The organism is Acinetobacter sp. (assembly GCF_050285345.1).
In the GTDB taxonomy this organism is placed as follows: domain Bacteria; phylum Pseudomonadota; class Gammaproteobacteria; order Pseudomonadales; family Moraxellaceae; genus Acinetobacter.
Genome location: NZ_JBLZXR010000087.1, coordinates 1 through 11,488 on the forward strand (window position 1 = coordinate 1; position 11,488 = coordinate 11,488).

The following is an 11,488-nucleotide window of genomic DNA, read 5'->3' on the forward strand; positions in this document are numbered from 1 at the left end:
CAACACCGATCATAGGCACAGCATCAAGAAGACCCGCGATTAAGAACATACGAGTTTGAAGTTGTGGAGCCAATTCAGGTTGACGAGCAACAGCTTCTAAGAAACGGCCGCCTAGAAGACCGAAACCAATTGCAGTACCTAATGCGCCAAACGCGATTAAAAGAGCAGCTGCAACAGCAGATAAACCTACTACTAAATCCATGAAAAAATCCTCAGAGGTTGAGTTTAAATCAAACAAAAAACTTTAGCTCAACCGCCCTGTTGCAGTTGAGCAAATTAATTAATGCTTTTCGGTAGCCATACTCATATATACGATAGTCAGCATCATGAAAATGAAGGCTTGTAACGTAATAATAAGAATATGGAAGATCGCCCAAGGCACAGACAATGCCCACTGGATCCAGAACGGTAATAATGCGATCAAGATGAAGATCAATTCACCCGCATACATGTTACCGAACAGTCGGAGAGCCAATGAAATTGGTCGTGCAAGGAAGGTTACGAGTTCAAGTAAAATGTTTACTGGAATCAATAACGCTTTAGCAATCGGGTTACTTGGGTTAAATGGGTTAAGCGCGAATTCAGCACCAAAGCCTGCGAGTCCTTTTTCACGGATACTATAGAAAATAGTCAACGCAAATACCGACAATGCCATACCTAGGGTAATGTTAGGGTCAGTAGATGGAACGATTTTGAAGTAAACGTGGTGAGGATCTACACCAAGCATTGAACCAATCACTTGTTGAGCTGTATACGGGATAAAGTCAACAGGGATTAAATCCATCAAGTTCATGAGGAAAATCCACACGAAAATGGTTAGTGCTAAAGGTGCAATTAATCGAGACTTTCCGTGGAAGGTATCACGCACACTTGAGTCAACAAACTCGATAATCATTTCGATTGCAGACTGGAACTTGGTAGGAACACCAGAGTTTGCAGCTTTCGCTACAACCCAGAATAGCAAACAGAAAATCAGACCAAGCCCGATAGACCAACCCATTGAATCCAAGTGAATAGCAGTGAACCCCATCTCTTTGGCTTCAGCAGCAGTCTCGGCCAATTTCCATGAACCATCCGGCATTTTGCCATAGGTCATATTGGTCAAGTGATGCTGAATATACTCAGTCGAGGTAAGGGTATGTTCTTCAGCAGCCATAAATCACACCTGGTTAATGTCAAATATAAATTAGAAACTTAACGAACATCGCGTGCTGCTTGATATCTCGTTAAAATTCTAAAAAACTTCATTTTTGTTGTTTCTGAACTTATTTTTGTAAGCGTGCCGCCAAAAACGGCGCAAACCACGTCATACACTGAACAAGAATGAAACCACAAAACAATGCCACCGCTGACAACGGCTTAACATTGCTTAGAATCAAAATGAAACCAACGATCACTATTGCAAATTTGCCCATCATGCCCCGATACATGTTCGAAAGAACTTGCTTGGATGCACGCGCTCCTACAGCCCGAAATGATTGCCATGAAAAGTAGCTGCTAGCAATCCAGCAGACTAAAGCCCCTAAAGCTGCACTTAATGCGGCTGTAGCGTCTTTCAGCACCCATGCAATCAAGGCTGAAACAGGAATCATTAGCGCTTGTAAAAGGACCAAAGCTTTCGCTAATCGTCGGTCAATCATGCGATTGGCTCGGCTCATTTTTTACCCACTCACAGCATAAATGCTTGACAAGTTTAGCTGATGATCGTTTTTAATCGCAGGCATTATAGAGTTACCCCCCTTAACTTGCAATCATTTCCCGACCTTAGTCGTGTTTTTTTCAATATACAAATTGCGCCCAAACGGATCGATCATTGTTTATTTTTTACATTAATTTCGTGCGTTTAATGTGCATTTCAGCGTTTGAGCAGCCAATGTTTCCCACGCAGAGATAAAATTCCCTGCCCCACTCATCGTTTCATCTACAGACTGGAATACTACAGCACCCAACTTTTGGTATTGATTTTGGCTGGCATGCGCTTCTGCCAATAAGCAGACTTTTGACTGTGGACGGTGATCTTTTAAGAACTTAATTTGCGCTAATGTGGGCGCAATATGCGGATCATCGGTCATTGCACCCGCAAATTTTAAATTCAATGCACGTTCGAGATATTGATAGGCATCATGATAGGCCCAATAAGGTTGGGCACGACTGGCCACATCGACTTTTTGTGAAGTGATCAGTAGCTTCTGAGCAAATGCACGTGCATTGGCCCAATATTTTTCTTTATGCTCAGGAAATTGTTGTGAACGTAATGCAGCAATAAAGAAGCCGATACGTACAGCATTATTAGGTTCAAGCCATACATGGGTGTCTACGGTATTTTTAATGGCATTGCCACGTAGATCACGTAGCGGTAATGCACCGATAATACCAGAGTCTAAAATTGCAATACTTTTACCATTTTCATCCAGCATTTTTGCTAAAGGTGCTTCATGCGCCTTGCCCAACCAGATTACCAAATTAGCATCTTGTACGGTTTTCCGGTGCGCAGGGGTTAGACTGATATCATGTCCCGATTGATGATCCAGCAACAATGTTGGCTGCTCTACGCCCTTCAAGATATCTTTGGCAATTAAATAGATTGGTTGTGTTGAAACCACGAGGCCTTGTGCCCAACTCACTACACTAAATAAAGTAAGAGCACAAAAGAGAACTACACGGGACATGGGGAACGCGTACCATAAAATGAATAGTGTTATAATATAACAAAAGTACAAAAAAACCTACGTCCGTTCGTAAGTTATGCCGCTTCATGTTAAGATTTAAAGTCTTTTTCTTTCATCAGTTTCATCTTTGAGGTTGGCTATGAGCACATGTTCACACGAACATCATAATGCTTTGCATGGTGTACACGATCATCAAAATATCGAACAACGCCTCGCTGAAGCTGAGAGTCTTTGTGCCGCCACAGGTGCACGCCTGACCCCGTTACGCAAAGAAGTTTTGGAACTGATCTTGAATGCGACTGGACCCATGGGTGCTTATGACCTGTTGGCAAAAATTAAAAGCGAGTCGGATCGACCTGCTGCGCCGCCCACGGTCTATCGGACGTTGGACTTCTTACTTGAAAAAGGTTTAATCCATCGTCTGACGTCGATCAATGCCTATATTCCTTGTTGTCATCCCCGTGAAGGCCATCAAGCGGCTTTCCTGATTTGTACTGATTGCAAAGTCGTGAAAGAAGCATCAGCGCAGGGTTTAATGGCTCAACTGGATGAGTTATCTGCATCGGATGGTTTTACTGCACATCACAGCATTATTGAAATCTCAGGAATCTGTCAGCAGTGTCGCAACAAACAATAAATGCTGCGGTAGCGCCGATTGTCGCACTGCAAAATGTACATGTTCGCATTGACGAACGTGACATTTTAAAAAATATCGATTTTTCACTGCATGCCAAAGAAATTGTAACCCTCATTGGTCCCAATGGTGCAGGTAAATCCACCCTGATTAAAATATTACTGGGGATCATCAAACCGACCTCCGGTAAAATTATCAGCAGCCAAAAGCTGAAATTTTCCTATGTGCCACAGAAATTTAATCCGTCGCATAGCTTACCTTTACGTGTTTGTGATCTGCTGGCACTGGAAAAATGTGATCCACAGATTAAACAAGAAATTATTCGCGATACCGGCATTGCCAAATTAACCCAATCTAAAGTTCAACAACTTTCAGGTGGCGAGCGCCAACGTGTGCTGATTGCTCGTGCACTCTTGCGCCAACCAGATATTCTGGTGCTGGATGAACCGATGCAGGGCCTAGATATTCAGTCTGAAGCCGAACTATATGACTATGTTCGCAGCCTACCTGAAAAATATGGTTGCGCCATTTTAATGGTGTCACATGACCTACAGTGGGTAATGCAAGGTACGCATCGCGTGGTCTGTCTGAATAAACATATCTGCTGTAGTGGCTTGCCTGAAAATGTACAACAGCATCCTGAATACCAAGCTATTTTTGGTACCAACCGTGTGTTTTATCAACATCATCATGACCACTGTGCACATGGTGATAGTGCAACGCCGTGTCAGCACGACCCTCGCCCTCATATTCACCCTGAACCGGAAGCATAATCCATGATGGAATGGTTACAACTCCTTTTGCCGGCTTGGATTATGGGTACATTGCTGGTATTTCTAACTGCACCTTTGGGCTGTTTAATGCTGTGGCGCAGAATGTCTTTTTTTGCCGACACCATGGCGCACGGTACGTTACTCGGCGTTGCGATTGCAGGGGCGATGAGCCTCCCACTTTGGATGGGTGTGACCTTTATTGCCGTGCTACTGGTTGCTATTTTATGGGTACTGCATGATCCTCGCTTACCCAATGATGCCCTCTTAGCCCTCTGTTCAGCGACATTGCTTTGTTCAGGGCTTCTGTTTATTCAACATTTACCAAGTCTAAGACCTGAATTACTCAGCTATCTATTTGGGGATTTGCTCACGATTTCTTGGTCTGATTTACCTATTTTTGCTGGAGTTATTCTGGTCGCACTCGCAGTACTGTATAAAAGTTGGCAATCTCAGATTCAAATTGCTATTGATCCCGACATTGCAGTCAGTGAAGGTGTAAGTGCCAAATGGCAACGTTTGATTTTTATGCTGCTCTTGGCTTTATTTACGGTATTGGCTTTACGTGCTGTCGGCTCTTTATTGATGGGCGCATTATTAGTAATTCCAGCCTTAACTGCCCGTTTATTGGCAAACTCACCTAAACAGATGGTGGTTGGGTCATTTCTCATCGCACAAGTAGGCATCACAGTAGGTTTATGGTCAAGTGCTGGACTCAACACGTCAACAGGCTTAACCATTGTACTCACCATGGCGATATTATTTGCCCTCATTTTTATAGTACAAAAATTCAAGAAGATGGTTTGAGTTTTATTGCTCAACTAAACAATAAAAAAAGTCATGCAACTGCATGACTTTTTTATGCTGTTCTCAACGTATTTATTGATGAACGAGACTTAATAAGCTGGCAGCACAAGCAAATAACACCGCAAAAGTACGGTTCATATATTTTTGCTGCTTAGGTGATTTGAGCAGTCGAAGCACTTTGGCTGCTAAACCGGTATAACCTGCCATCACGATCAAATCAATGGTTATCATGGTCGCTGCCATAATCACATACTGAATCCATTGCGGTTTCGATAAGTCTAAAAATTGTGGTAATACCGCCAATAAAAATACAATTGCCTTGGGGTTACTCATATTGACTAAAAAGCCATGTAAAACCAATTTTGAACGAGATGTACTCGGTAAATCTTGCTGAATTTCAATTGACTGAGTCGGTGCTGTCCACTGTAAATATGCCAAATACAGTAAATAGCCCACTCCAAACCACTTCACTGCCAGAAATGCCCATGGTGTGGTGGCAAACAGCACTCCTGCCCCAGCCGCGACAATACCAATTTGTAGCAAAAGTGCCAATTGCAGACCGAGCACATTCCAATAGCCCTGCTTAAATCCATAATTCAAACCACTCGACATTGAAGCAATTGCACCTGCACCTGGTGAGATACTAATCACCCAACATGCCAACATATATGCGATCCAAATTTGATAGGACATAAGCTGCTCAAGCTAGAAATGGGCTTGTATTATATGATATTTCCTCTATTTTCAGGGTAAAATACAATTTAAAAATAGAAATGTAGGCTACACACATCCATCCTGTTGAGGCACAATACAGAAAACCACACAGAAATTATAATTTTTAGGAGCCATGAATGTCTGCCCAATCTGTAATTTTGCCATTACCATCAGATCATGCCCGTTTTATTGTTTTGCGTTTAAAAGATTTAACGATTGCTGAATTAAAAGAAAAACTGGAAGATTTGTTCACAACTCGTGATCGTTTAATTACCCAGCATCCCAATGCACAAATTAAAACTTCCGTCGCTTTTGGTCCTGAATTATGGGCTCAACTTTATGCCCAGTCTCCTGCTGGTTTTAAACAACTGGAAGCCATTCAAGGTTCATTTCATATGCCTGTGGTTCCAGCCGATATATTGATTCACATTGCGGCACAACGTACAGACTTTTGTTTTGCCTTGAGCCAATCATTTTTTGATGGGATTCAAGATAAAGTTGAGGTTTTAGATGAACGTGTATGCTTCCGTAATTTTGATGGTCGCGATTTAACCGGTTTTATTGATGGTACAGAAAACCCCCAATTCCCTGATGATCGCGCTGAAACTGCATTATTAGGTGAAGAAGCCGGTATTTTTGCAGATGGTTCTTTTGTATTTGCACAGCGCTATGCTCACAATTTAGATAAATGGAAAAAACTCAAAGTTGATGCACAAGAGCATGTAATTGGTCGTACTAAGCTTGAGTCCATTGAATTAGACGATGACGTTCAACTTGAAAATTCACATGTATCACGTACCGTGGTGGAAGATAATGAAGGTGAAGAGTTAGCAATTTTGCGTCATTCATTGCCTTATGGAGATGGTCGTGGTGATCAAGGTTTATTCTTTATTGCTTACACCAAGGATCTCAGCATTATCGACAGTATGTTAATTCGTATGTTTGGTACCAGTGGTGATGGTATCCATGATCGTTTACTTCATTTCGTCACTGCGGTTGATGGTGCGTACTATTTTGCACCGAGTGAAGAGTTGTTAGAAGAAGTTTTAGAAGGTTAAATAAATAAAAGCCGACGAGAGTCGGCTTTTATTTAATGTGCATTTGATTTTCATATTTTAAGCATCTCATTGTAAACTTTGTCGCACCTCATGTTTAAATTCGCCCTCCCTTATCTCCCTTCATAACCCCAGTTCTTCCTATAATCTGTTTTTGAACAACAGTATCTCCTACTTTAAGCGTTATCGATGCTGGATCTAATTCTCCATACCTAATTATAAATTCTCTACCATCATCAGTTTTATGCCTAATACTTACTTGATTAGTCTGTAAATAAAAACCTTGTGAAGCAATCACTTTACCTGGCGCGATAGCTACTACTTCAAACCCAATTTCAGCCTGACCTATTGGTTTACAATTAGAATACAAATCCCTGCCAGCATGTTTTCTATTAGCATCTCTATTTCTACCAAAAATTGCCATTGATGCATTTGTATCATTAAGTTTAGCACCCCAATAATAACTAGGTAATTCCCCACCAATATCATTGATAGGTTTAACTTTAAAAGGGAAAATAATATTAGCTTTGTGATTTGTTAAATTTTGTTTAGGGCTACCTGTGGTTTGACTCTGAGTATTAGCATTAGCGAGGTTAGGGGATTCTCCACCAAACAATTGATTTTTTATATAATTATACGTATTTTCAGCATCAAAATTAGGTAGAAAATCTGGTACTTTTGCTAACGACCCAAACCAATGGTCATCTTTTCCATCATTATTGTTTGAAGATTTATTATTACTAGAGTTAGAACTGTTAGCTTTTTGTGATGAATTATGAGTACCTTGAGTATTATTTTCATGCTGTGCTGGTTGTGTTCTTTCAGATGTTGGAATTTTTAAAATTTGTCCTTCCCAAATTTTATTTACATCCCTAATTTTATTAATTCTTTGAATTTCAGTAATACTACCATTTGTGGCTTTTGAAATTTTTTGTAAAGTATCGCCTTTTTTTACCTTGTAGGTTTTTCTTTTATATTGACCTGAAACTCCATTCTCTCTCAATTGTGTTTTTATTAATAATGAAGGACTATATAATTTAACAATTGCATGACTTTTCTCAAGACGCACCTTATTAATAAATTGCATTTGATTAAAAATATTCTGAAAATATATATCAAGAACTACCCCTTTATCTCTACTAATATCTACAATAGCACCTTTAGAATTAGTTACCCCTTCAGCTATTAAATGATTGCCATTTTTGACTTGATACCTAGCATTTTTGATTGGATATCCTAACAAATCTAATAAGATGAATGTTACCAAGCACTTATTTTTCATTTTTTTCTACACCTAAATTAAAATCCTCATCTTCCCACTCTTCAATAATCACATCCCAAAACTCTTGTTCTTTTCCTACTAAAAACTTTACATTTAATTGTTCTTCATTTCCCACTTTTCCTGTACGCCCATGCTCATCAATTTGTCCACTGACAACAGCATTTGTTTCAGGTATAAAAGCCTTATAAGTTAGATTACTAAAATCACTTTCCCAGAACAAATCATAAACATCGAGCTTATTGCTATACATCACATTACTCGGAAGTTGTGGCACTTCATAAACCACTTTGTTACCACCCGTAAATAAATGCTGCCCAGCCTTACTCTCAAATTTTCCGCCAGTCGTAGTGAAAATTCCATTACCATTAATTTTCAGCTGCGAACCGCCCGCCGTCAGTACAATTTCTTTCGGGCTGGTAATTTCAATCTTATCTTCCGTGGAAATCAGCTTAATCACTTTTTTCGCAATAATTTCAACCAAATCATCCTGAGCCTGAACTTTCAAAGGTCCCTTTGCTGCATAAGCACTCAAACCTTTTTGAGCGGCAAATAAACTGACCTTATCCTGTGCATGTGCCACAATATTTTTCTGCGCACTCAAATTGATCGAACCACTGGCACTTTCTGCAATATCTTGCGAAGCTTGTAAAATGATGTCTTCAGGTGTGGTTAAAGCAATCCCATTTGGAGAAGCCAACAACATCAAAGCTTGGCGGAAAATTTTGCCTTGTTCTTGTTTCTTATGATCCCTGCTATTTTCAAGCCCTTGGGTATAACTCTCCATAAAACCTTGCAAAGAATTCAAAGCTTGTGAAGGATCAATGTCTAACTTACTGCCTTTACTAAAAGTTCCGCAGACACTGGTTAAATCAAAATCCTTAATTTCAACATTCGCTAAGACTTTACCGACATCTTTCAATGCTTCGAGCGGATCGGAGTCAAACTTATCCTTTAGACTAATCAACTTACCTTTTAAAATATCCGAGCCATGCGCTTCAATGTTTTCAATAAAACCCTTTAAATTATCAAAGCTTTCCTTCGAGTCTTGATAAAAATCTTTGAACTCATCAACAATATTTTTTGTGTCTTTAGCAAAACTCTTAATATCATCAATAAAATCACCACTATTTTTCAATGCTGAAATTGGGTCACGACTCACGGCATTTTTAAACAAACCAACAGTCGCTTGAACTGCCTCATTTGCACTTTTCAACTCCAAAGAATGAATCAATTTGGGTAAACGATTGATGACATTCAACGCATCCGTTTGTTGTTTTACCGCAAGCCCACTCAGCATATTCATGCGCTCATGACCTTGATTCAATAAAGATTGTGCTTCTGCTGCCGCTAAATGATCTGCAACGGCTTTGTCTTGTGCATAGGTACTAATTAACAAGCCTTTTCCAGCCCGCATTGCGCCCCAAGCATCTGTCCTCAGTTCAAAACCCTCACCACGCCCATGGCTACTGTCGGTATCTTTTGGATGACTCAAATTGCCTAAATTCAACTGCGTTGCTGCATGACTACTTTGTAATTGGGTACTAATTTGACCCGTAGTATCGTCAAAACGTAGCTGGTTAAACCCTGCACCGGCAATTTCTTGTGAACGAATACCACTGAGTTTTTTGGTATGTGGCAACTGGCCTTTTAAATCAAACATGGTCTGATGGCGTTCAGCTTCATGAATACGTCCAACCACAAAAGGTCGATCCACATCCCCTTCAAAGAAATCGATCACCACAATTTCACCCACCCGAGGATGAAAACGTGCGCCATAACCTTCACCCGCCCACGGGGTCAAAACATCGACCCAGGCCGAATCCGAATCATTATCATTGCTGCCCGCACCGCCATCGTGACCGTGATCCTCAGTTCGAGTAAAAGTAAAACGAACTTTGATTCGCCCCCAAGCATCAACATGGATCGATTCACCTTCAGGCCCAACCACTTTGGCCCGTTGTGGAAATGCCGTAGGCCGATGTTGCAATGGATCATAATCTGGCACTACGGCAATTTGACGTCGAACCACATATAATTCATTGGCCTGACGTTCATCACCGATGGATGACCAACGACTTGCTATTAATAATTTATCCAGTTGCACCAAGATATCTTTGGGTAAATTATTTTGGTTATAAAATGCTTTTCCTAAAATCAGAAATTCACGTTCAGATAGATCATGTTGGTCAATCTCCGGATGATTCAACAATTCAAACCAGTAACCGACCTGAGCATCGCGCACACTGCTCATTGCCGTAAAATATTTTGCTTGTAATTCTTGATATTGGTTTAACTGTAGATTTAATTTTTCCAGTTGCTGACCGCTCGCACCCGTGCTGTGATCTTCGCCGTTTAAATCACAGGTCCACGTCGAACTAATGGTCCATGCTTGCTCTAAACTTAAAGTTTCATTTTCCTGTTGTGCACTATGCTGATGCGAACTGAGCAATACACTACTTTGATCTTGGGCTAAATCTTGAGCTTGCCAACGCTGAGTCTGAATTGTGGTAGATTGCAAAAAACGTGCTGCCACAAAACCGGTAATCGTATCCCGCTGCTCGGTGGCATGACTACGATGGAAACGAATTTTCTGACGATTTAGTGCTGTAAATACTGAATTCGTATCAATTAATCGAAGTGCTTGGGCTTGTATCGCAGATGCTGAAAATGCCACGAATAGTTCTGCTTCATCAATCAGCCAATTGATACCTTCGCTCCGCCAAAGTCGAGTCAAAAAATCATAATCACTTTCATTGGCTTGCATGGTAAATGGCCGTACATCATAGCTTCGGCTCAATCCATCCAAATTTAGACTCAAACTGGCGGCAAATAAGGCACTTTTTTGCTGCCATTCGCTAAACAACACTTCGGTGATTTCTCGCACCGATTTATGCATAAATACACGGTTATTACGGCGCTTATGCCACAGGGCGGTCGCATCTTCAATGATCAACTTATAGATCGTCAGTGAGCCATCACTTTGGCCTTGGCTCGCCCCCGTGATTAGACCGGTAATACGACTGAGCTCTCCCAAATCAGTGACCTGATCAACAGCAACACGGCAGCCAATAAATTGTTTGAGTGCCAAATGTGCATTGGTCGACAGGCAAATAATTTCCACACGAAGGCCTTGATTGATCTGGTGTTGACCTTCAATCCGCTGAATAAAAACTTCAGAATTTAGCGCTTCATTGGAAAAATGAATATGCAGTGCACGTTTTTGTACACTAAGGCCAAAGCTTTCCACCATGGCATGTATATTTTTGAGCATTGTTATTATGTATATTTTTTTAATGGCGGCATTTTAGAAAATGTTGCTTTTTTCGTCTAGTACCATTTGTCCATAATTTGTTAATTCCATCCAACCCTGTCTATTTTCACTCCTTAAAAGTCCTGATCAATGAACCTTGTTTGAGTCATCATTTGCAGAAAATCAACTTTTAGCCTCAATCTGTATCCTGTTACACTGCATAGACCCTATTTGACATCCTCACCTCCCTTAAACGGAGGTGATTCCTACAGCTAGACGCTTATGCCCAAGCGCAAGAATGTTCATG

11 protein-coding genes are annotated in these 11,488 nt (G+C 40.7%); 4 read left to right on the plus strand and 7 right to left on the minus strand.

What is annotated here, in order from left to right; translation table 11 throughout:
- From atpE to ACN6OV_RS07810, 4 genes are all read right to left on the minus strand, one after another.
- The coding region (gene atpE / locus ACN6OV_RS07795; protein ID WP_427951612.1) for a F0F1 ATP synthase subunit C at positions 1-202 on the minus strand (202 nt) is incomplete at its 3' end.
- A gap of 78 nt (positions 203-280) precedes the next feature.
- The gene (atpB, locus tag ACN6OV_RS07800; protein WP_427951614.1) at positions 281-1,156 is read right to left on the minus strand and encodes a F0F1 ATP synthase subunit A; all 876 of its coding nucleotides are present in this window, start codon (positions 1,154-1,156) and stop codon (positions 281-283) included.
- A 109-nt stretch (positions 1,157-1,265) separates the two neighbouring features.
- On the minus strand, positions 1,266-1,658 hold the full coding sequence (locus tag ACN6OV_RS07805) for an ATP synthase subunit I (RefSeq protein WP_427951617.1): 393 nt from the start codon (positions 1,656-1,658) through the stop codon (positions 1,266-1,268).
- Positions 1,659-1,829: 171 nt separating this feature from the next.
- Positions 1,830-2,669 (minus strand): metal ABC transporter solute-binding protein, Zn/Mn family, encoded by an 840-nt coding sequence (locus tag ACN6OV_RS07810; RefSeq protein WP_427951620.1) that lies wholly within the window; start codon positions 2,667-2,669, stop codon positions 1,830-1,832.
- Positions 2,670-2,808: 139 nt separating this feature from the next.
- On the opposite strand from ACN6OV_RS07810, the gene ACN6OV_RS07815 reads away from it, so the two are divergent.
- From ACN6OV_RS07815 to znuB, 3 genes are read left to right on the plus strand one after another with little or no spacing between them, the layout of a single operon-like run.
- Positions 2,809-3,306 carry a transcriptional repressor gene (locus tag ACN6OV_RS07815; RefSeq protein WP_427951623.1) on the plus strand — a complete coding sequence of 166 codons (498 nt, stop codon included), beginning with the start codon at positions 2,809-2,811 and terminating at the stop codon, positions 3,304-3,306.
- Positions 3,288-4,076, plus strand: a complete 789-nt coding sequence (gene znuC / locus ACN6OV_RS07820) for a zinc ABC transporter ATP-binding protein ZnuC (protein ID WP_427951626.1) — start codon at positions 3,288-3,290, stop codon at positions 4,074-4,076. The genes ACN6OV_RS07815 and znuC overlap by 19 nt, the downstream gene beginning before the upstream one ends.
- 3 nt (positions 4,077-4,079) lie before the next feature.
- Positions 4,080-4,880: a zinc ABC transporter permease subunit ZnuB gene (gene znuB, locus ACN6OV_RS07825; RefSeq protein WP_427951629.1), complete on the plus strand. Its 801-nt coding sequence runs from the start codon at positions 4,080-4,082 to the stop codon at positions 4,878-4,880.
- Between the two features lie 72 nt (positions 4,881-4,952).
- Here the strand turns inward: znuB and ACN6OV_RS07830 are convergent, their stop codons facing one another.
- Complete coding sequence (locus ACN6OV_RS07830; protein WP_427951631.1) at positions 4,953-5,573, minus strand: LysE family transporter; 621 nt, start codon at positions 5,571-5,573, stop codon at positions 4,953-4,955.
- A gap of 158 nt (positions 5,574-5,731) precedes the next feature.
- Here ACN6OV_RS07830 and ACN6OV_RS07835 point away from each other — a divergent pair, with 158 nt between their 5' ends.
- Positions 5,732-6,652, plus strand: coding sequence for a Dyp-type peroxidase (locus ACN6OV_RS07835; RefSeq protein WP_427951634.1), 921 nt, complete (start codon positions 5,732-5,734; stop codon positions 6,650-6,652).
- Positions 6,653-6,746: 94 nt separating this feature from the next.
- Here ACN6OV_RS07835 and ACN6OV_RS07840 read toward each other — a convergent pair whose 3' ends face one another.
- Together ACN6OV_RS07840 and ACN6OV_RS07845 are read right to left on the minus strand one after the other, a co-directional pair.
- A complete protein-coding gene (locus ACN6OV_RS07840) occupies positions 6,747-7,931 on the minus strand; it encodes a LysM peptidoglycan-binding domain-containing protein (RefSeq protein WP_427951637.1) in 1,185 nt (394 codons plus the stop codon).
- Positions 7,921-11,202, minus strand: coding sequence for a type VI secretion system Vgr family protein (locus ACN6OV_RS07845; protein ID WP_427951640.1), 3,282 nt, complete (start codon positions 11,200-11,202; stop codon positions 7,921-7,923). The genes ACN6OV_RS07840 and ACN6OV_RS07845 overlap by 11 nt, the downstream gene beginning before the upstream one ends.
- Positions 11,203-11,488: the final 286 nt, after the last annotated feature.

Bases quoted from the DNA above. Each gene is read 5' to 3' on its own strand.
- atpB (WP_427951614.1), bottom strand. From the start codon at position 1,156: ATGGCTGCTGAAGAACATACCCTTACCTCGACTGAGTATATTCAGCAT.
- ACN6OV_RS07805 (WP_427951617.1), bottom strand. From the start codon at position 1,658: ATGAGCCGAGCCAATCGCATGATTGACCGACGATTAGCGAAAGCTTTG.
- ACN6OV_RS07810 (WP_427951620.1), bottom strand. From the start codon at position 2,669: ATGTCCCGTGTAGTTCTCTTTTGTGCTCTTACTTTATTTAGTGTAGTG.
- ACN6OV_RS07815 (WP_427951623.1), top strand. From the start codon at position 2,809: ATGAGCACATGTTCACACGAACATCATAATGCTTTGCATGGTGTACAC.
- znuB (WP_427951629.1), top strand. From the start codon at position 4,080: ATGATGGAATGGTTACAACTCCTTTTGCCGGCTTGGATTATGGGTACA.
- ACN6OV_RS07830 (WP_427951631.1), bottom strand. From the start codon at position 5,573: ATGTCCTATCAAATTTGGATCGCATATATGTTGGCATGTTGGGTGATT.
- ACN6OV_RS07835 (WP_427951634.1), top strand. From the start codon at position 5,732: ATGTCTGCCCAATCTGTAATTTTGCCATTACCATCAGATCATGCCCGT.
- ACN6OV_RS07840 (WP_427951637.1), bottom strand. From the start codon at position 7,931: ATGAAAAATAAGTGCTTGGTAACATTCATCTTATTAGATTTGTTAGGA.
- ACN6OV_RS07845 (WP_427951640.1), bottom strand. From the start codon at position 11,202: ATGCTCAAAAATATACATGCCATGGTGGAAAGCTTTGGCCTTAGTGTA.